Consider the following 20,389-nt stretch of genomic DNA (forward strand, 5'->3'; position numbering starts at 1 on the left):
ACAAAGACCTATATTGCGAGGTGGGGCATGAGAAATAAGGTTACGGAGCGATGGGGTACAGGGACCTGTGAAGCATTCCATGTTCTATTAGGTGATAAAAGAGTTGCCGATATCGTCATTACTCATCATGCCAAGCTTCGGTATCAGGATCGGATCGACCGGACCAATAACAGTGTGGACAATATCGCCCGCTGGGCGTGGGATTGCTTGAAGCAGGACAGAATCGAGCCTTATTACCGGAATGAGGAAGACGTTTATTTGGTGGATGATGATCTGGTTATGGTGGCCGAATTTGCCGAGATTCCCGGTGAATTCGATCTAAAGGGAAATCCGATGCACAGGATGATCATCGTTACTTTCCTGGGCAAGATGTCGGAGACAATCGAGCTTCGAGATCTGAAGTCTTATTATTCCTGGCTTCGCCATTCAAGACGTATGACGCTGATGAAGAACACCCGTAAACGGAGATAACTTCAAGACCAAGCATGTTCCCTGGGAGCATGCTTTTTTTGCGCTTTCGGTCATGCTATTGTAAAGGGAGAAGGAGTGGAGAAGGCATGGCGTTAAATTACCACCAGCTTCATATTTTTTATACCGTTGCGGAAAGGGGCAGTTTTTCGGCCGCCGCACAGGCACTGCATATGACGCAGCCTGCCGTGACGATGCAGATTCAGGCGCTGGAGGATTATTTCGGCAGCAAGCTGCTGATCCGATCGACTAAAAAGATTGAGCTGACGGAAGCCGGTCATACGCTGTTTCCTTTTGCGCTTCGGAGCATGGAACTGATGCGTGAGACCGAAAAATCGATGTCCGGCTTTACTTCCATGCTTGAGGGCAGGCTCCAACTCGGTGCCAGTCTGACGATCGGGGAGTATGTGCTTCCCCGGCTTCTTGGACCTTTTGGCAAGCAGCATCCTCATATCTCGATCGCGTTAAAAGTCATGAACACGACGCAGATTATTGAAGATATCGTTAGCCATCAGCTCAATTTCGGACTGGTTGAAGCCCCGGTGCATCATCCGGATATGGTCTCCGAGCCGGTCATGGAAGATGAACTGAAACTGATCGTACCCGTGGGACACCCTTTGGCAGCAAAGGATCTGGTAAAGCTTAACGAAGCCGTCACTTATCCGTTTGTGCTCAGGGAGAAAGGATCGGGAACCCGGCAAGTGATGGAAGCGGAACTGGAACGCCGGGGAATTCGGCCGGAGCGGCTGGAAACGGTGATGGAGCTTGGCAGTACGGGAGCGGTGAAGTCGGCGGTAGAGGCCGGGCTAGGTGTGACCATCATTTCGCCATCTTCCGTAAAGCATGAACAGGCGCTGGGACTACTGAAAGTCGTCGATATTGAGGACGCGGAATTTAAACGAAAATTTTACTCGATTCATTTGAAGTCCACGTTGTTACCGGTTTCGGCGGTGACATTCCTGGCGTTTTTAAAAGATGCAAAACAGCCTTTGTAAATAAGGAAACGACTGATCAGATACAAATTTGAGGAGCGAATTTTATGAATACAGGGAACGGTTCAGCGCAGCGGTTTGATTTGCATAGCCACACCCGGGCATCCGACGGGATGAATACCCCCGCCGAAAACGTCAGGCTGGCTAAAGAAAAAGGCTTAGCCGGTCTCGCCATCACCGATCATGATACGGTGGCGGGAGTTAGGGAGGCTGTGGAAGCAGGGGAAAAGTTGGGGGTACTCGTCATTCCCGGAGTTGAAATCAGCACCCGCGCCGCCGGTAAGGACATTCATGTGCTCGGTTACTTTTTGGATACTAGAAATTCTACGCTGCTGGAAAGGCTGGCAAGTTTACGGGAAACCCGGGAGGCCAGGAACGGGCAGATCATCCGGAAGCTTCAGGAGCTTGGGATAGCCATTACGCTGGACGAAGTCATTGCAGGGCTAGGTCGCCCGCTGCGGAATGATGAAAGCCTGGGCCGCCCGCATATTGCGGATACGCTTGTGCGCAAAGGGTATGCCAATGATCTTCGGGACGCCTTTGACCGCTATCTTGCTGAAGGGAAGCCCGGCTATGCTTCACTGCCCCGCATAGCACCCGAAGAAGCAATGAACTGGATTCGGGAAGCCGGAGGGGTGGCGGTGCTCGCACATCCGGGACTTTACGGGGATGACGATCTGGTCAGTGATATCTTGGAGCGCGGCCGTCCCGCAGGCGTGGAAGTATATCATTCCGATCATGGGCCAGAGGAGGAGCAACGTTATGCTTCTATGGCGGAACGTTACGGCTTGATCCCGACTGGAGGCTCGGATTACCACGGCGTCCGCCAGGGAGTCGTGTTTCATGGCGATCTCGGCAGCCGTTATGTCTCCGGCGAATGCGTCGGGCTTTTGCGAGATGCTGCGGCGGATTGAATGAATAGCAACAACTCACTTTCCAAAAAAAAAGAAAAAGACCGCCCACTAATGATATGCTCCCATCATGGTAGCAGTAGAAGTTTTGTTTTTTCTACTGTCTACTATAATGGGAGCACTTCACTAAAGGACGGTCTATTTTTGTTTCTTCCAAGTCACTTCCAAGTCAATTGAGACAAGATCCTACCAAATTAGCCGTTCTTCACCGCAGTCGGCAGTCGTTTGATCAGCTGTTCGTCAGGCGTCACAAACAGGGTGCGCTGATGATCGTAGATGACGAAGCCCGGCTTGGCCCCGCTCGGTTTGCGGACATAGCGGATCAGGGTGCAGTCGACCGGGACGCTGCTCGACTCTTTCGCCTGGCTGAAATACGCGGCGAGTTGGGCCGCTTCGTTCAGGGTTGTATCGCCGAAATTGGAACTGCGGATAACCACATGCGAGCCGGGAATGTCCTTCGTATGCAGCCATGTATCGTTCGGCCCCGCCAGCCGGTTGGTTACATATTCGTTTTGCAGATTGTTTTTGCCGACGCAGATGTCGATTCCTTCCGAAGAAGTGTAGACGTGCAGCGTCGGACGGTCGGTCTTTTTCTTCTTCTTGCCCTTTTTCGCCCGGTCCCGCAAGTAGCCTTGCTGGATCAATTCCTCGCGGATTTCATCCACATCGCTTAACGTGGCAAAGGACAACTGTTGGAGCAATCCCTCAAGATAAGATATTTCCTCCTTCGTTTTTTCCATCTGCTCATCGATCACGGCCAGACTGTTTTTGAATTTGTTGTATTTTTTAAAATAGCGCTGGGCGTTCTCCGAAGGAGTGAGCAGCGGATCAAGCGGAATGGTCTCCGTCTTCTGATCCTCGTCGTAATAATTGACCAGCTCCGCGCTGCGGTCTCCTTTGGAGATCGTATGCAGAGAGGGCAGCAGCAGCTCGCCCCAAATCCGGTAACGCTCTGCGTCATCCGCTTCCGCCAGGTCATTTTCAAGATTGGACATCTTCTTGATGTTTTTGTTGCGTTCGTTTTGCAGAAACCGCAGCAGATCGCTCGTCTTTTGCTTAACGGTGTCCCGCAGCGCTTTTTCGCCGAAGTAGTCCTCCATACATTCGCTGATGGAGTTGTAAGTTTGCATTTCTCCCTGAATTAACGTCAACTTTACGGCCGAAAAGATGCTTTTGCCTTTAGCGTTCTCTCCCGTAACCGGGTTGTAGCGATGCTCCCGTATCTCTGTCATTAACCGGTCGAAAGCGACCCAGAGTTTTTCGGGCTCTCTTTCCTCATCCTTCGATTCCTGCTGTCCATAAGCCCGCAAATAGATTTCCTCCGCCATTAATGGACTGAGACCGCTGAATGCGGCCACCAGCCAGCCTGGTCCCTGATTTTCTTCCAGGGCCGAAGGGAAGGCTTTTTGAAAGTCTTCTTTTTTTGCGTTGAGCGGATCTAGCTTGTGCTGCTGCGGAGGCTCGGTATAAGTAAAGCCGGGCATGACGACGCGAAATCCGCTGATCGCCGGGGTCACATGATGAATTCCTTCCAACTGGATCCCTGTGACGGGATCGAGCAGGATTATGTTGCTGTGGCGACCCATTAGCTCGACCACCAGTCTTTTGAGCGAAACATCGCCGAGTTCATCGCGCTGGCGCACGTCGAAATGTATAATCCGCTCCATCCCGACCTGGGTGACGGATTCGATGATTCCGCTTTCGCAATATTTACGCAGCAGCATACAGAACATGGGCGCTTCCAGGGGATTCGGAAATGATTGCTCCGTGAACTGTACACGGGGGTACGTGGGATTCGCCGATAGCAACAGGCGCCGGTTTCCGCCCGAAGAGCGCAGCTGGATGATGATATCGTTTGGAGATGGCTGATGTATTTTATTGATGCGGGCGCCTACGACCGCTTGCAATTCGTGAACAATCGCGCGTGTTACAATTCCGTCCAATGCCATATCAATATTTTCTCCTGTCTCTGATTATATAGAAGATATAAGCCTTCCTTTATGATACATAACTTCGGGCAAAAACTTAAGTGCCTCGCTGTGATAATTTGGGACTGGCCGGAATACATTTACCCTAGGTGGAAAAGCCTTCACGCTGTATACTGCACAAAATACGGGAGGAGATTAGGGAACATGGAACAAAAAAACTGGCACCAGTGGAGTGGGGAAGAGCTTCTGGAACGGTTTGGCGTCACGCGTGAGCAGGGCCTGACCCAGGAGGAAGCGGCTCAAAGACGCGAGCAGTACGGATGGAACGAGCTGTCGGAGGGGCAGCGGGTTTCCCCGTTGCTGCTGTTTTTAAACCAGTTCAAAGATTTCATGATGCTCGTTCTGATGGGCGCCACATTAATTTCCGGCATTCTCGGCGAATACCTGGACGCCGTTACTATTATAGCCATCATCGTCTTGAACGGTGTGCTCGGATTTGTCCAGGAGTTCCGGGCCGAGCGCTCCCTCCGCGCTTTGAAGGAATTATCGGCCCCCCATGCCAATGTCCTGCGGGACGGGGTTGTCCGGCATATTCCCGCCAAGGAGCTGGTTCCGGGCGATATCGTGGCCATGGAAAGCGGAGACCGGATTCCGGCGGATATCCGCTGGTTGGTTACGCACAGTCTCGACGTGGAAGAGTCTGCCCTGACGGGGGAATCGCATCCGGTCGGCAAGCACGCGGGCGCCATTCGCGAAGCTGAGGTTCCGCTGGGCGATCAGAAAAACATCGGGTTCATGGGAACGATGATTACGCGAGGCAGCGGCCGGGGCATCGTCATCCGTTCGGGAATGGATACCGAAATGGGGAAAATCGCCGACCTGATCCAGAACACGGACAGCCAGGAAACCCCGCTGCAAAGACGGCTTGAGCAACTCGGCAAAATATTGATCTATCTGGCCTTTGCGTTGACGGTGCTTGTCGTACTCGTCGGGATATTGCGCGGACAGCCAGCTGGAGCGATGTTCTTTGCCGGGGTAAGTCTTGCGGTAGCCGCAATTCCGGAAGGGCTGCCCGCCATCGTGACCATTGCGCTCGCGCTTGGCGTACAGCGGATGATTAAACGCAAGGCCATCGTCCGCAAGCTGCCTTCCGTTGAAACGCTTGGCTGTGCCTCCGTCATTTGCTCGGATAAAACGGGAACTCTGACGCAGAACAAAATGACCGTGACAAGGTTATGGGTGGAGGGACGTTTGCTTGAAGTCACGGGCGAAGGATACGAGCCAGTGGGTCAAGTTCTGGAAAACGCCCAGCCGGTCGATTTGAAGAAGGATCAGAGTCTGCGCCGCCTTCTCCAGGCCAGCTCCCTGTGCTCGAATGCGGTCATTTATGAAGCGGACGCCGATATTCGCGGGCGCAAAAAAGCTAAGGAAGAAAGCGCAGGAACCCAGTGGAAGCTTAAAGGCGACCCGACGGAAGGCGCGTTGGTCGTACTTTCCTCGAAAATGGGGCTTTCACCGGGATCGCTTAGTTCTTCATATCAGCGGGAGCAGGAGTTTCCATTTGATTCGAAGCGCAAAATGATGTCCGTAGTCGTTGGACACCAGGGCGGGAAAATGGCGCTAGTTAAAGGTGCGCCTGATATGTTGCTGGATAAATGCACGTACATCTTATGGGAAGGCAAGATCGTACCGTTTACGGGAACGCTTCGGGGACGGGTGCAGTCTGAAAATGAAAAGATGGCCCGCAGCGCACTGCGCGTTCTGGGGTTTGCATATCGGGATGTGAAGGCGCATGAGAATATGGACAGCGAGGAGTGCGTGGAATCGCAGCTCGTCTTCATCGGATTGGCCGGGATGATCGATCCGCCGCGCCGCGAAGCGCGGGACGCGATTGCGGTATGCCGCCGGGCAGGCATCAAGACGGTGATGATTACCGGCGACCACGGTCTCACCGCAGAAGCGATCGCGGGCGATCTCGGTATTCTGCCGCGTGGCGGAGATTCGATGTCGGGCCGGGAATTGGCGGGACTCAGCGACGAGGAGTTGGATCGGAAGGTCGATCAAACTTACGTGTATTCCCGGGTTGCCCCGGAACACAAGCTGCGCATCGTTAAGGCGCTCCAGCGCAAAGGCCATGTCGTCGCGATGACGGGCGACGGGGTTAACGACGCCCCGGCGATCAAGGCGGCGGACATCGGCATCGCTATGGGCATTACGGGCACGGACGTTTCCAAGGAAGCCTCTTCGCTCATCCTTAGCGACGACAATTTTTCTTCTATTGTGGCGGCGATCGAAGAGGGTAGAAACATTTATGAAAACATCCGTAAATTTATCCGGTATTTGCTGGCGTCCAATGTCGGTGAAATTTTGACGATGTTATTCGCTATGCTGGCAGGACTTCCGCTGCCGCTCCTTCCGATTCAGATTTTGTGGGTTAACCTTGTGACGGACGGTTTGCCCGCCATGGCGCTCGGGGTGGATCAGCCGGAGAAGGATCTGATGGAGCACAAGCCGAGAGGCAAGAACGAAAATATTTTTGCCAGACGGCTTGGCTGGAAAATTCTTAGCCGTGGACTTTTAATCGGGTTGTGTACGCTCGGCGCGTTCTGGATAACCTTGAGCGTCGCTCCTGACGATGCGGGACAATTGGCAACGGCACAGTCGGTCGCTTTCGTCACGCTGGTTATGGCTCAGCTCATCCATGTGTTTGACTGCCGCAGCTCACGCTCGATTTTCCATCGCAACATTTTCCAGAACCGCTATTTGGTCGTGGCCGTCCTGTCTTCCGTGCTATTGTTGCTCGGGGTCATGTATATTGAAGCGCTGCAACCGATCTTCAAGACGGTGCCGCTCGGTACCCGCGAATGGGCGATTTCTCTGGTCGCTGCCGGAATACCGACATTCTTGATGGGTGCGGGCAGCGTATGGTCCGGCAAACGCCGCCGCAAATATAGCGGCCCGCGTCGGATAGTCACCGCGAAAAGTACAAATATTCGTGCATAGAATCAATACCCATCCACTCTTTGAGAGGGTAGACTTACCCCATGAAGCAAGCTTTGTACACCAAGTTGATCAGGTGCGCAAAGACTCAAAGGGGTGGATGGTACGATGGAATTTACGAAAATGCATGGACTCGGAAATGATTTCCTGGTCTTTTACGGGGAACAGGAACTGCCGGAATGCGTTTCCGAGCTGGCGATTCAATGGTGCAACCGGTATTTTGGGGTCGGCGGGGACGGGCTGGTTTTCATTCTGCCGTCGGAGAAAGCTGACTTTAAGATGCGGATCATTAATTCGGACGGAACGGAAGCAGAGCAGTGCGGAAATGCCATCCGTTGCGTGTCCAAATACGTCTACGACAACGGCCTTACGGATCAAGAGCGGATCACGATCGAAACGCTCGGAGCTGGCGTACAGCAGGTAACCTTGCAGATTGAGCAAGGAATCGTGCAAACGGTCCGGGTCGATATGGGTGAACCGGTCTTGGACGGTTTGTCGGTTCCGACCACGCTGGAAGGAAACCCGGTGCTGGCGCAGCCGATTGAGACTGACGGGCGGGAATTTCAGTTCACAGCGGTATCGATGGGAAATCCGCACTGCGTCATCTACGTGGAGGACGCCCCGAATTTCGATCTCGGCACTTGGGGGCCGAAGCTGGAGGTGCATCCCTTCTTCCCGCGGAAAATCAACGTGGAATTCGCTACGGTTACCCGGCGCGACCGGGTGGAGATGCGCGTATGGGAACGCGGAGCGGGGCCGACGCTTGCGTGTGGCACAGGAGCCTGCGCGACCCTGGTTTCGTCCGTGCTGAACGGACTTACGGACCGCGCGGCCTGGATCGGGCTGAAGGGCGGGGATCTTTTTATCGAATGGGATGAGCGGGACAATCACGTGTATATGACTGGTCCGGCGGAAGCCGTATTTAAAGGCAACATTGATATTTAAATGAGGAAACGGGCAGCCGAGGGTTGCCCGTTTGTTTTGCTGATGAATTTTAGCGGACATGAGAGCCGTTAATCTGACCCCAATGGCTGTTTTTCAAACCTAACGGACATGGGGGCCGTTAAACATGCCGGAACACTCGAATAACAGCCTGTTCTCAAGATTTAAGGTCCGCTGTGTCCGTTAGCTCGGATAAATGGCCGATTTGGGGTATTTAGCGTCCCTCATGTCCGTTAAAACTCGAGGAAGGATAAAACGGTGGAGTAAGCGGACGTTGGAGATATGACTGAAGCCAAAAATGAACAACAGTATAAGCACTAGCATAAGCAGAAGGACTAGCAAGTAGCAGACTAGTAACGGCATAAAAAGAAGAAGGTGCGATCACACCCACAATCGTAAGTGGCAGTATCAGCAGCAGTTCCGGCAAGAGCACAAGTTACCCTACCGCTAGACAAGTGACAACGCTAGCTAAAGCGACAGCAGAAGCATGCAGTGCGAGCTACGACACGAGTATTACCCAGAGTCCCAGTATTGGCAAAAACAAGAGTTGCACCCCGAGTCGAGTAGCACCACACATGAGCACCACACATGAGTACCACACATGAGCACCACACATGAGCATTACACATGAGCACCACACATGAGCACTACACATGAGCACTACACATGAACACCGCACATGAGCATTACACATGAACACCGCCACGTTCACCACTACAAGTATTACAGGAGCCATATCCCGCACTATAGTAAAAGCACCAGTATAAACAACCATTACACGCCCCACCCCAAAGCAAAACCGCAATAGAAAGTGAACTCAACCGATTTTGCGATCAATTCTTATCATTCAGGTGGATTTATGGTACATTAGAATGAAATTGTGAAGGAAACGAGCTTGGAGGGCTCTTTTATATTCATTAAAAGCCTCAGGAGGTACTGAAATGAGACCTGATTTGCGCAAAAGATGGGAAAATGGGGTTCTGGTCGGCGACGGAGCGATGGGGACGTATCTGTACAAGTTCGGATTTCCCGTCGGCATTTCATATGAAGAGCTGAATTTGCTGCAGCCCGAGGTAATTGGCGACGTTCATAGCCATTATATAAATGCTGGTGCGGAGCTGTTGGAGACGAACAGCTTCTCCGCCAATTATTATAAGCTGTCCAAATTCGGACTGGAATCGCAGGTGGAGGGAATCAACCGGGCCGCTGTCCGCATTGCGAGACAAGCGGCCGGGAGCGAGGCGTACGTGGCCGGAGCGGTCGGTTCGATCCGAGGCGGACGAAGAGTGAATGTGACGGATCAGGAACTGAGCAAGTATTATGAGCAGCAAATTGCCGCCCTGTTGTCAGAGGGTGTGGATGCGCTTTTGTTCGAAACGTTCTACGATTTGGGGGAAATGCGGCTTGCGCTTCGCCGTGCCCGTCAGTTGACGGAGATCCCGGCCATCTGCCAATTCGCGGTCGACCAGGTCGGACGCACGTTGGACGGGTATACGATTTCCGATGCGTTCAGCCTTTTGCGGGACGAAGGGGCCGACGTTCTCGGCTTCAACTGTCATTCGGGACCGAAAGGGATCATGAGTGTGATGTCCGGGCTGGACGGACCGCTGAACGTTCCGCTTTCCGTTTTCCCCAATGCGGGCTTGGCGGATTATGTGGATGGAGAATATGTGTACGGAGCCACTCCGGACTATTTCGGAGAATGCGCCCGTTCTTTCGCTGATCTCGGTGCCCGCCTGATCGGGGGCTGCTGCGGAACGACGCCGGAGCATATCGCGGCTACCGCACAAGCTTTGCAGGGGTATCAAGCGAAGCCGCTTCAGCAGGGCGCGCCTCTGCCGAAACCGCGGGAATCGGTTATCCTCGGCAATCCCGGAGGTTCTTCGGATCACGGTCAACTTCGCGGTATTACGGAGCTCGTGAAAGAGCGGCATACCGTGATCGTGGAGTTGGACCCGCCGCGGGACCTGGATATCGGCAAATTTATGGAAGGTGCGGCGGCGCTTAAGGAAGTTGGCGTGGATGCGCTGACGCTGGCCGACAATTCCCTTGCGGTTACGCGTATGAGCAATATGGCGCTCGGCCATCTGGTTCAGCTCAAGCTGGGGCTGCGTCCGTTGATCCATATCGCCTGCCGCGACCGCAATTTGATCGGAACCCAGTCGCATATGATGGGCTTCGATGCCCTCGGCATCGACCATGTGCTCGCGGTTACGGGGGATCCGGCCCGCTTCGGGGATTTGCCGGGAGCCAGCTCCGTATATGACACGACTTCCTTCGAAATCATTCGCATGATCAAACAATTGAACGAGGGCGTGGCTTTTTCCGGCAAACCGCTAAAGCAAAAAGCGAAATTCGTTGTCGGCGCCGCTTTTAATCCGAATGTAAAGCATCTGCACAAAGCGGTGGAGCGGTTGGAGAAAAAGATCGCCTCCGGTGCGGATTACATTATGACCCAACCGGTGTATGATCCCGAGCTCATTGTCGCGATCAAACAGGCGACAGCCCATTTGGATATTCCGATCTTTATTGGCATCATGCCGCTGGCCAGCGGAAAAAATGCGGAATATCTTCATAATGAAGTGCCCGGCATCCAGCTTTCGGAGGAAGTCCGGAAACGGATGGAGGGGCTGCAGGGACCTGAGGGACGCGCCATGGGCGTGGAAATCGCCAAAGAACTGCTCGATACGGCGATGGAGCATTTTAACGGAATTTATTTGATGACGCCGTTTATGTTTTATGAAATGAATGTCGCTTTGACGAATTATGTTCACGAGAAGTCAAAACAGAAATCGGCCTACTTGTCTCGTTCATAATTATCAATTACAATAGGGTAACGGATGTGATGCCTTTGTCTCACAGTATGACAGGATACGGTAGTTCCGCCAGAATTTTCGGCGGGTATATCATTCAGTTTGAAATAAAATCCGTCAATCACCGCTATTCCGAGGTCGTCCTGCGCCTGCCGCGGGAATGGACATGTTATGAGGACGGATTGCGGCGATTGGTTCAGCGTGACTTGAAACGGGGACGGGTTGATGTATATATCAGCAAAGAGCAGGATGACGAAGCTACCCTGCCCTTTGTTCTGAATTCCGGCGTAGTGGAATCCTACTTGCGGGCGGCCGAAGACCTGAAAGCGAAGTACGGTCTGGAGCCTTCCCTTACTGCAAGAGATCTGCTGTCTCTTCCCGATGTTTTAATCCCGCAGGATCATTCATTAGATGGAGAAGCCGTCACGGGTGAAGCTTGGGAGAGCGTACTCATGGACGGTCTGGAGGAGGCGGTAGCCGGACTGCTGCAAATGCGTAAGAAGGAAGGCGTTCATCTCGCCGCTGATCTAGAGCACCGTCTGTCCAGATTGGAGGAACTCCACGCCGAGCTTGTTGAACTTGCCCCGCAGGTGGTGGGCGAATACCGCAACCGGCTTAGGGGACGGCTCTCCGAATTGCTGGAAGGAGCACTCGACGAGCACCGGTTCGCGATGGAGGTAGCCGTTTTCGCGGATCGTTCCAACATCGATGAAGAGCTGACCCGGCTGGGAAGCCATTTCGTACAATGCCGGACGCTGCTGCAGTCTTCCGAGCCGGTTGGACGCAAGCTTGATTTTTTGATACAGGAAATGAACCGGGAAACGAATACGATTGGATCGAAAGCCAATCATTTGGCTCTGGTCAACCGTGTCGTGGAAATGAAAGCGGAACTGGAGAAAATTCGCGAGCAGGCAGCGAATCTCGAATAACGTCACAGTTGACACAGGTGAGTCAAGTAAAATAGGGGGAACTACCTTAACATGGCTATTAAACTTATTAACATCGGCTTTGGGAATATCGTATCGGCCAATCGGATCATTTCTATCGTGAGCCCGGAATCCGCTCCCATCAAACGGATTATTCAGGAGGCAAGGGACCGGCATATGCTGATCGACGCTACATACGGCCGCCGCACCCGTGCGGTGATCATTACGGACAGCGATCATGTCATCCTGTCGGCAGTGCAACCGGAAACGGTTGCCCACCGTCTTTCTGCCAAAGATGACGACAACGACGAATAAAATGGAGAGAAATATGGCTAAAGGGTTACTCATTGTTTTATCAGGACCTTCGGGAGTAGGCAAAGGTACAGTATGTAACGAGCTGCGGCGGCGTTTGCCCGAGCTCGTCTATTCTGTTTCGGCGACTACCCGGGGGCCGCGGCTCGGCGAAGAGCATGGCGTGAATTATTTTTTCAAGACACGTGAACAATTTCTGGACATGATCGAACACGATCAGTTGCTGGAACATGCGGAATACGTAGGGAACTACTACGGTACGCCGAGGGATTTCGTGGAACAGACGATCGAGAACGGTAAAGACATCATTCTTGAAATTGAGGTTCAAGGCGCGCTTAAGGTGAAAGAAAAATTTCCGGAAGGTATTTTTGTATTCTTGCTGCCGCCGTCACTCGATGAATTGAAGGGCCGGATTCAAGGCCGGGGCACGGAAAATCAGGCAACGATCGACCATCGGATGTCCGTAGCGGCTTATGAAATCGGGCTGCTTGAAAATTACGACTACGCGGTCGTGAATGACGAAATTGATCTGGCTTGCAAAAGAATAGAATCGATTGTCGTTGCCGAACATTGTAAGGTCAGAAGCAAAGCCAAAGAATTACAAATTGGTAAATGAGTCTAATAGAAGAGGTGTATTTTTATGCTGTATCCATCTATCGATAAAATGTTGGGCAAAGTCGGCAGCAAGTATTCTCTGGTTGTAGCGGCTTCCCGCAGAGCAAGACAACTGAGAGAAGGCGAGAAAAGCGAATTGAAGCAGCCAAGATCCCATAAGCAGGTTGGGGTGGCGCTTGAGGAAATATACGGTGACTATGTGAAGCTTAAGCAAGGTAGTCAGGTAGAACCGGATGAAAACAAATAGTTTCCAAGTGACCTCGTGGGTCGAAAGATATAAATAACAACCTCTTTATGACAACCGCGAGGTTGTTATTTTTTTCTGCCGGACTTAATTTCATGATTTGCTTCGTGATAGGTAGATGACTTTTAAAAAACTCTTTTCGAGTTCTTTGGGAGAAAGCGAGGGGAATGCGTTGTTAAACGGAAAAAAAATTTTGCTTGGCGTTACCGGAGGAATTGCCGCGTTCAAGGCGGCTTCATTGTGCAGCAAGCTTGTTCAGCAAGGGGCGGAGGTCCGCGTAATTATGACGGAGTCGGCCACGAAGTTTATTACGGAATTGACGCTGCAGTCCTTGTCTAAAAATCCGGTGTATACCGATACTTTTGATGAAAAGAATCCGGCGGCCATTGCGCACATTAATCTGGCCGACTGGGCCGACCTGGTGCTGATCGCCCCGGCGACGGCCAATATCATTGGAAAAATGGCGGCGGGCATCGCCGATGACATGCTCTCCACAACGTTGCTGGCTACACAAGCGCCGATTATGCTTGCGCCTGCCATGAACGTTCATATGTATGTTCATCCGGCGGTAAGCCGGAATTTGGCGGAGCTGGCGGCTCGCGGCGTCATGTTGGTCGAGCCTGGCGAAGGACTGCTGGCCTGCGGTTATACCGGCAAAGGGCGGATGGAAGAGCCCGAGAGCATCGTGGCTGTAGTAAACTCTTTTTTCAAGCGTCTTTATGAGCGGAGTCAACTGCCGCTATCAGGGAAAAAAGTCGTTGTGACGGCAGGAGGAACCGTGGAGCGTATCGATCCGGTCCGATACATCTCCAACGATTCTTCGGGTAAGATGGGCTTCGCCCTGGCGAAAGCGGCCCATGAGCTCGGAGCGGACGTCACTTTGCTTGCGGCAAACACGCATTTGCCTTTGCCGGCGGGAATCCGGGTAGTCCATCTGGAATCCGCCCAGGAGATGTATGATGCGGTATTGGCCGAATGGAGCGTTACCGACATCTTGGTTAAGGCCGCTGCTGTGGCTGATTATCGGGCAAAGGAAGTGTCCGACCGTAAAATTAAAAAGTCCGGGGAAACTTTGACTTTGGAACTGGTGAAAAACATCGATATTTTGGAGTCTTTGGGCAAACAAAAAACGAAGCAGTTGCTGATCGGCTTTGCGGCCGAAACGAATGACCTGGAGAAGTACGCCATGGACAAGCTCCAACGGAAAAATTGCGATTTGCTTATCGCCAATGACGTGACTCGGGAAGGCGCCGGGTTTGGCACCGATACGAACCTGGTGAATATTTACGACACAACCGGTCTGATTGAGTCTCTTCCGCTCTTGTCCAAGGAAGAACTCGGAATGCGGATTATGGAACTGGCGGCGGCCCGGTTGCCAGGAGCTCAGGAATGACATACCGGGTGGCCAAGGTCATAGTCGATGTGCCCAGCAGAGAGACCGACCGGCCTTTTGATTATTTGATCCCGGACGAAATGCAGGGATGGATCGAGATCGGGAGCCGGGTCGGCGTGCCTTTTGGCCGGCGGACGGTTCAGGGGTTTGTGCTGTCCTTGCATCAGGAAAGCGGGATGGATCCGAGAAGGATGAAGCCGGTTCAGGAGTTGCTGGATCTGATGCCGCCGCTGCCGCGGGATCTCGTTAAACTGGCGGAATGGATGAGCCGAAAGTATGCCTGCAGCATGATCTCGGCGTTACAGGCAATGATTCCCGCCGCACTGAAAGGGAAGGCGGAAAGATATATATCCGTGTCCGGATTTGAGGGCGAGGATGAGGTTGAACCCGAGGCTGAGGGAAGCCGTGCGAAAGACCTGTTTGCCATTCCGACAATGCTAACCGGGGAAGAAGAGGAGATCGTCGCCTACGTCAAGGCATCGGGTCAGGTGACGATGGATCACTTGAGCGGGCGCTACCCGGACCGGGCCGGTGAGATTAAAGGCCTTATCCAGCGCGGCATTCTCACGGAAAGCCAAATGATCAAAGATAAGGTACGCAAAAAAACGGTAAAAACGGTCGTTGCGGTGGTGAGCGGAGAAGAAGCGGAGGAAGCGCTGAAATCTTTTAGCGGCCAAGCCCGGCGTCAGAAAGAAGTATTGCAATTTCTGCTTGAGGTCGGTGCTCCGTTAACCCTTCAGGAAGTGCTGTCGACGCTGCGGGTTACCGCGGGAACGGTGAGCAAGCTGACCGAAAAAGGGTTTGCGGTGATCGAGGATGTCGAGGTCTTCCGCGATCCTTACCAAGGCCGCCGGTTCAAGAGTTCCGAGCCGTTGGAACGGACCCCGGAGCAGGAGGTTGTATTCGGCAAGGTAACCGAGGTGTTGGATGACCGCAGCTATGGTGTGTTCTTGCTGCACGGCGTGACCGGGAGCGGTAAAACGGAGGTCTATCTGCAGACGATCGAGCGCTGCATCTCGTTGGGACGGCAGGCGATCGTGCTGGTGCCGGAAATTTCGCTGACGCCGCAGATGGTGGAGCGGTTTAAAGGACGTTTCGGCGGCAAGGTGGCGGTCATGCACAGCCGGCTGTCTACCGGGGAACGCTACGATGAATGGCGTAAAATCCGCGAAGGGCGGGTTCAAGTCGCCATAGGCGCCAGGTCTGCGGTGTTTGCTCCATTTGCGGATTTAGGTCTTATTGTCATGGACGAAGAACATGAAACCTCGTATAAACAGGAGGAAACGCCGAAATACCATGCACGGGATGTAGCCGTTATGCGGGCTCGGCAGCATGAAGCTGCCGTCATTTTGGGCTCGGCGACCCCGTCGCTGGAAAGTTACCATGCCGCCCGCTCCCGGGCGGATGACGACTTTGCCCCGCTGCTGCTGGAGATGAAGCAGCGTCCTTCCGGGAGCCGGTTGCCCGGCGTGCATATCGTCGATATGCGGGAGGAGTTGCGGGACGGTAACCGCTCGATGTTCAGCCGGGCGCTGCATGAAGGGATCTCTTCCCGGCTGGAGAAGGGCGAACAGACCGTGCTATTTCTCAATCGCCGGGGATACTCGACCTTTGTGATGTGCCGGACTTGCGGGTATGTGGCAGGTTGCCCGGAATGCGATATTTCGCTGACCTATCATCAAAAATCAAACAACCTGCGCTGTCATTACTGCGGCTATGCGGTCCCTGCCCCTTCGGTCTGTCCGGAGTGCGGCAGTGAGCATATCCGCTATTTCGGAACCGGTACGCAGCGGGTTGAGGGAGAATTGGCGAAGCTGTTCCCCGGAATCCGGGTCATCCGGATGGATGTGGACACGACGACCGAGAAAGGTTCGCATGAGAAGTTATTGCAGGCGTTCCGGGAAAAGAAAGGCGATGTGCTTCTCGGCACGCAAATGGTCGCCAAGGGACTGGATTTTCCCGATGTAACGCTGGTCGGCGTTATTGCGGCGGATACGGCTCTGAACTTCCCGGATTTCCGTTCTGCGGAAAAAACGTTCCAACTCCTCACCCAGGTGGCCGGCCGAGCCGGACGCCATCAGCTTCCCGGGGAAGTGTTCATCCAGACCTATATGCCGGAACACTACTCCATTATTCATGCCAGCGGGCATGATTACGGCTCGTTTGTCCGGGAGGAACTGAACCACCGGAAGACGCTGCATTATCCGCCGTACAGCAGATTGATTCTGGTGACGTTGTCGCATGAACAACTGCCGCTGTTGCTGCGGATGGCGGAGAATTTTGCCGGCGATCTGCGGGCCAAAGCCCAGCGGCTGGGATGGTACGGCAACCTCGACCGCTTTGCGGAGGAGGCGCTCGATATCCTTGGGCCTGTCGCTTCGCCGATTCCGCGCATCAAGAACCGCTACCGGTTCCAGTGCATGGTGAAGTACCGCGGCCCGCTCGACGCCGTCCAACTGGTCCGGGAAACGGCGGCCGCGACGCTCGATAACCTGCGCGACGCATCGCTGCAAATCAGCATCGACGTAGATCCTCAAATGCTGATGTAGGCTCTTTCGGGGCCCGTTAAGCGATGAGGGTTGCGCTTTGTGCCTTGCATAGCGCGTAGCTCATTGGAAATATCCAACGGGAGGCACGACAAATCGCTCTAAGGAAGGGCCTTGAGTGGATATTTCCATATACAAGTGTTGTGGCGGGTTAATGGGGAAGCTGTTTTTACAGGAATAAAATAAAATCGAGCTAGATAAGGAACCCCTATGGCGTTTTTCTAAATAATATATATGAATAACTTCTAGAAAGATGGTGGTATTGTGGCATTGAGAATTATAGTATTGGAACCCGATGAAGTGCTCCACCAGGTGGCGAAGGAAGTCAAAAAAATTACGCCGAACGTGCAGAAACTTTTGACCGATATGGCCGAAACGATGTACGAGGCAGAGGGCGTCGGCCTGGCTGCCCCGCAAATCGGGATTCTCAAACGGGTAATCGTCGTTGATGTCGGTGACGATAACGGGCTGATTGAGCTAATCAATCCGGAAATCGTCTCCAAAGATGGCGAGCAATTCGGGCCAGAGGGCTGCCTTAGTATTCCAGGATACCGCGGAGATGTGCGCCGTGCGCAAACGGTGACTGTCAAAGGATTGGATCGCAATGGAAACGAGGTTACATATACCGGATCCGATTTGCTTGCCAGAGCTTTTCAGCATGAAATCGACCATTTGAACGGCGTGCTGTATACCGACATTGCTGAACACGTTTATGAAATTCCCCCTGAGGAAGAAGAGAAGGAGTGATCTCTCCGTGAATATAGTTTTTATGGGAACTCCAGCATTTGCAGTTCCTTCCCTGGAGGCTTTGCTGAAGGAAGGATATCATGTCGTGGGAGTCGTGACTCAGCCGGACCGTCCGCAAGGCCGAAAAAAAGTACTCACCCCAACGCCGGTGAAGGAGGCTGCTTTAAAACACGGTCTGCCGGTGCTGCAGCCGCAGCGCTTGCGCTCTCCGGAGGCGGTGGAAGAGTTGGCCGCTCTGAAGCCTGATCTTATCGTGACGGCAGCCTATGGCCAAATTTTACCGAAAACGGTGCTTGATCTGCCGAAATACGGATGTCTGAACGTGCACGGTTCCTTGCTGCCGAAATACCGCGGCGGGGCGCCGATTCAACGTTCGATTATCAACGGGGAAAGAGAAACCGGCATTACGCTGATGTATATGGCGGAAGGCCTGGATACAGGCGATATGATCGCCAAATCGATCATTCCGATTGAGGACGAGGACACGGCGGGTTCTATTTTTGAAAAATTGAGCGTGGTCGGTGCCGAGCTTTTAATCGAGCAGCTCCCGCTCATTTTGGACGGAACGGCTGATCGGATTCCGCAAAATGATGCCGAGTCCTCTTACGCCCCCAATCTGTCCCGTGATGACGAGCGGATCGATTGGAATGCATCGTCCAGGGATATTTACAACCGGGTACGGGGTCTCGTTCCTTTTTCGGGCGGTTTTACGACTTGGGACGGAGAGGTGTTTAAGGTCTGGTCCGTTGCGAATCCTTCGCAAAGGGAGAAGGGAGCATCGTCCGGACAAGCTCCCGGCACGGTGCTGGAGCTGTCTCCCGCCGGAATCGAGGTCAAAACGGGCGATGGCACGGTGTTGCTGACCCGCGTTCAGCCTGCGGGCAAAAAGGCCATGGACGCCTCTGAATTTATCCGCGGCGGCGTGATGAAAAAAGGAACGGTCCTGTTATGAGCGGAGAAAAAAACCAGGAACGGTTTCAAGGGAAAGGGCGCGGAACTGGAGGGTATTCCGGATCAGGGGCGGGTTCCGGTTCTAGCGCTGGCAGGGGCACAGGCTCCGGGAGTGGAAAGTCAAAGCAGGCCAACAAACCCACGGCTCGGGATACGGCGCTGCAGGTGCTGACGGCGGTAGAGCAAGAAGGAGCTTATAGCAACCTGCTTCTGAATGGTTCGCTCCAAAAGTCGGGCTTATCCGGTGCGGATGCCGGACTTGCAACGGAGATAGTGTATGGGACGATTTCCCGCCTGAATACGATCGATTACTTTTTGGAGCCGTTCGTGGCTAAAGGGCTGGCCAAGCTTCAGCCTTGGGTCCGAAACTTGTTGCGGCTTAGTTTTTATCAGCTGTACTATTTGGACCGGATTCCGCCTCACGCGGCAGTCAATGAAGCGGTTAATATTGCGAAACGCCGGGGACATCAAGGGATTTCGGGGATGGTAAACGGCGTACTAAGAAATGTGCTGCGACGCAAAGATGAATTGACGTTACCGGAAAATATGCCGGCAGTGAAACGGATTTCGCTGGTACATTCCCATCCGGAATGGCTCGTTGCCCGCTGGGTGGAACAGTATGGAGAAGAAACCGCTGAGGCGATTTGCAGGGCGAACAATGAACCACCTTCCGTCAGCGTTAGGGTCAACCGGTCTCGTAACAGCCGGGATGAAATGTTGCAGGCGATGAAAGGGCAGGATCTTGAGGCGGTTCCTTCGCCAATGTCTCAGGACGGCATTCTTGTATTAAGCGGCGGAAATATGGCACTGACTTCGTGGTACCGGGAAGGTTTGATTTCCGTTCAGGATGAGAGCTCCATGTTGGTCGGTGAAGCGGTGGATCCGCAACCCGGGATGTCCGTGCTCGATTGCTGCGCGGCTCCCGGTGGGAAAACCTGCCATGTCGCAGAGTTGATGGACGGCGGCGGAGAGGTTGTCGCCAATGACATCCATCCCCACAAAGCGAAGCTGATCGAGGATCATGCTAACCGGCTGGGCCTGGGCAATGTTCGCACACTCTCCGGGGATGCGACAAAGCTCACGGAGGTGTTTGCTCCGGAGTCTTTTGATAGGGTGCTGCTTGACGCACCTTGCTCAGGACTTGGCGTTATCCGCCGTAAACCGGATTTGAAATGGGTCAAGACACCGGAAGATATCGCGGAAATCTCCGGCATACAGCGTAAATTGCTGGATACCGTAAGCGGATTGCTCAAGCCGGGTGGGATGCTTGTTTACAGCACTTGCACGATTGAGAAGGCGGAGAACAGCGAGATGGTTCGCTGGTTTTTAGACCGCCATCCGGAATTCCAACTGGCCGAAGAAGAGCCGGGTAGCTGGGGGAATCTTCCCGTGGCGAAGGACCGGGAATCGGTCGGGCTGCAAATTTTGCCGCAGGATGCCCATTCGGACGGTTTTTATATCGCACGGCTGGTGAAGCTGAAGCAAGCCTAAAAGTTATTCAAAAGACGGTTTGAGATATAACCATTTACGAATTTAACGAGCTGGTATATACTGGAATAGGTGAAGCACACCTTTATTATCGTTTAACGATAGATAAAGGT

16 protein-coding genes are annotated in these 20,389 nt (G+C 53.3%); 15 read left to right on the forward strand and 1 reads right to left on the reverse strand.

What is annotated here, in order from left to right:
* Positions 1 to 27 precede the first annotated feature (27 nt).
* From DFP94_RS03165 to DFP94_RS03175, 3 genes are all read left to right on the forward strand, one after another.
* Positions 28 to 471, forward strand: coding sequence for a hypothetical protein (locus DFP94_RS03165; RefSeq protein WP_114494973.1), 444 nt, complete (start codon positions 28 to 30; stop codon positions 469 to 471).
* Between the two features lie 86 nt (positions 472 to 557).
* The gene (locus tag DFP94_RS03170; protein ID WP_114494974.1) at positions 558 to 1,463 is read left to right on the forward strand and encodes a selenium metabolism-associated LysR family transcriptional regulator; all 906 of its coding nucleotides are present in this window, start codon (positions 558 to 560) and stop codon (positions 1,461 to 1,463) included.
* A 44-nt stretch (positions 1,464 to 1,507) separates the two neighbouring features.
* The gene (locus DFP94_RS03175) at positions 1,508 to 2,374 is read left to right on the forward strand and encodes a PHP domain-containing protein (protein WP_114494975.1); all 867 of its coding nucleotides are present in this window, start codon (positions 1,508 to 1,510) and stop codon (positions 2,372 to 2,374) included.
* Positions 2,375 to 2,565: 191 nt separating this feature from the next.
* On the opposite strand, the gene DFP94_RS03180 is transcribed toward DFP94_RS03175, so the two are convergent.
* Positions 2,566 to 4,320 carry an Rqc2 family fibronectin-binding protein gene (locus DFP94_RS03180; RefSeq protein ID WP_114494976.1) on the reverse strand — a complete coding sequence of 585 codons (1,755 nt, stop codon included), beginning with the start codon at positions 4,318 to 4,320 and terminating at the stop codon, positions 2,566 to 2,568.
* Between the two features lie 183 nt (positions 4,321 to 4,503).
* Here DFP94_RS03180 and DFP94_RS03185 point away from each other — a divergent pair, with 183 nt between their 5' ends.
* From DFP94_RS03185 to rsmB, 12 genes are all read left to right on the forward strand, one after another.
* Complete coding sequence (locus DFP94_RS03185) at positions 4,504 to 7,302, forward strand: calcium-translocating P-type ATPase, SERCA-type (RefSeq protein WP_114494977.1); 2,799 nt, start codon at positions 4,504 to 4,506, stop codon at positions 7,300 to 7,302.
* 105 nt (positions 7,303 to 7,407) lie between these two features.
* Entirely contained in the window at positions 7,408 to 8,244 is an 837-nt protein-coding gene (dapF, locus tag DFP94_RS03190; RefSeq protein WP_114494978.1) for a diaminopimelate epimerase, read from the forward strand.
* Positions 8,245 to 9,182: 938 nt separating this feature from the next.
* Entirely contained in the window at positions 9,183 to 11,057 is a 1,875-nt protein-coding gene (locus DFP94_RS03195; protein ID WP_114494979.1) for a bifunctional homocysteine S-methyltransferase/methylenetetrahydrofolate reductase, read from the forward strand.
* Between the two features lie 35 nt (positions 11,058 to 11,092).
* Entirely contained in the window at positions 11,093 to 11,983 is an 891-nt protein-coding gene (locus tag DFP94_RS03200) for a YicC/YloC family endoribonuclease (protein WP_114495756.1), read from the forward strand.
* Positions 11,984 to 12,034: 51 nt separating this feature from the next.
* On the forward strand, positions 12,035 to 12,295 hold the full coding sequence (remA, locus tag DFP94_RS03205; protein ID WP_044479181.1) for an extracellular matrix/biofilm regulator RemA: 261 nt from the start codon (positions 12,035 to 12,037) through the stop codon (positions 12,293 to 12,295).
* 13 nt (positions 12,296 to 12,308) lie between these two features.
* On the forward strand, positions 12,309 to 12,908 hold the full coding sequence (gene gmk, locus DFP94_RS03210) for a guanylate kinase (protein ID WP_114494980.1): 600 nt from the start codon (positions 12,309 to 12,311) through the stop codon (positions 12,906 to 12,908).
* A gap of 24 nt (positions 12,909 to 12,932) precedes the next feature.
* A complete protein-coding gene (rpoZ, locus tag DFP94_RS03215) occupies positions 12,933 to 13,154 on the forward strand; it encodes a DNA-directed RNA polymerase subunit omega (RefSeq protein ID WP_114494981.1) in 222 nt (73 codons plus the stop codon).
* Between the two features lie 169 nt (positions 13,155 to 13,323).
* Positions 13,324 to 14,544 carry a bifunctional phosphopantothenoylcysteine decarboxylase/phosphopantothenate--cysteine ligase CoaBC gene (coaBC, locus tag DFP94_RS03220; RefSeq protein WP_114495757.1) on the forward strand — a complete coding sequence of 407 codons (1,221 nt, stop codon included), beginning with the start codon at positions 13,324 to 13,326 and terminating at the stop codon, positions 14,542 to 14,544.
* Positions 14,541 to 17,093 (forward strand): primosomal protein N', encoded by a 2,553-nt coding sequence (gene priA, locus DFP94_RS03225; RefSeq protein WP_114494982.1) that lies wholly within the window; start codon positions 14,541 to 14,543, stop codon positions 17,091 to 17,093. Before coaBC ends, priA begins: the two co-directional genes overlap by 4 nt.
* 261 nt (positions 17,094 to 17,354) lie before the next feature.
* A complete protein-coding gene (gene def / locus DFP94_RS03230; protein WP_114494983.1) occupies positions 17,355 to 17,837 on the forward strand; it encodes a peptide deformylase in 483 nt (160 codons plus the stop codon).
* A 7-nt stretch (positions 17,838 to 17,844) separates the two neighbouring features.
* Positions 17,845 to 18,789 (forward strand): methionyl-tRNA formyltransferase, encoded by a 945-nt coding sequence (fmt, locus tag DFP94_RS03235; protein WP_114494984.1) that lies wholly within the window; start codon positions 17,845 to 17,847, stop codon positions 18,787 to 18,789.
* Complete coding sequence (gene rsmB, locus DFP94_RS03240) at positions 18,786 to 20,279, forward strand: 16S rRNA (cytosine(967)-C(5))-methyltransferase RsmB (protein WP_114494985.1); 1,494 nt, start codon at positions 18,786 to 18,788, stop codon at positions 20,277 to 20,279. The genes fmt and rsmB overlap by 4 nt, the downstream gene beginning before the upstream one ends.
* The last annotated feature ends 110 nt before the right edge of the window (positions 20,280 to 20,389 follow it).

The organism is Fontibacillus phaseoli (assembly GCF_003337355.1).
GTDB lineage: Bacteria > Bacillota > Bacilli > Paenibacillales > Paenibacillaceae > Fontibacillus > Fontibacillus phaseoli.

Bases quoted from the DNA above. Each gene is read 5' to 3' on its own strand.
- DFP94_RS03165 (WP_114494973.1), top strand. From the start codon at position 28: ATGAGAAATAAGGTTACGGAGCGATGGGGTACAGGGACCTGTGAAGCA.
- DFP94_RS03170 (WP_114494974.1), top strand. From the start codon at position 558: ATGGCGTTAAATTACCACCAGCTTCATATTTTTTATACCGTTGCGGAA.
- DFP94_RS03175 (WP_114494975.1), top strand. From the start codon at position 1,508: ATGAATACAGGGAACGGTTCAGCGCAGCGGTTTGATTTGCATAGCCAC.
- DFP94_RS03180 (WP_114494976.1), bottom strand. From the start codon at position 4,320: ATGGCATTGGACGGAATTGTAACACGCGCGATTGTTCACGAATTGCAA.
- DFP94_RS03185 (WP_114494977.1), top strand. From the start codon at position 4,504: ATGGAACAAAAAAACTGGCACCAGTGGAGTGGGGAAGAGCTTCTGGAA.
- dapF (WP_114494978.1), top strand. From the start codon at position 7,408: ATGGAATTTACGAAAATGCATGGACTCGGAAATGATTTCCTGGTCTTT.
- DFP94_RS03195 (WP_114494979.1), top strand. From the start codon at position 9,183: ATGAGACCTGATTTGCGCAAAAGATGGGAAAATGGGGTTCTGGTCGGC.
- remA (WP_044479181.1), top strand. From the start codon at position 12,035: ATGGCTATTAAACTTATTAACATCGGCTTTGGGAATATCGTATCGGCC.
- gmk (WP_114494980.1), top strand. From the start codon at position 12,309: ATGGCTAAAGGGTTACTCATTGTTTTATCAGGACCTTCGGGAGTAGGC.
- rpoZ (WP_114494981.1), top strand. From the start codon at position 12,933: ATGCTGTATCCATCTATCGATAAAATGTTGGGCAAAGTCGGCAGCAAG.
- priA (WP_114494982.1), top strand. From the start codon at position 14,541: ATGACATACCGGGTGGCCAAGGTCATAGTCGATGTGCCCAGCAGAGAG.
- rsmB (WP_114494985.1), top strand. From the start codon at position 18,786: ATGAGCGGAGAAAAAAACCAGGAACGGTTTCAAGGGAAAGGGCGCGGA.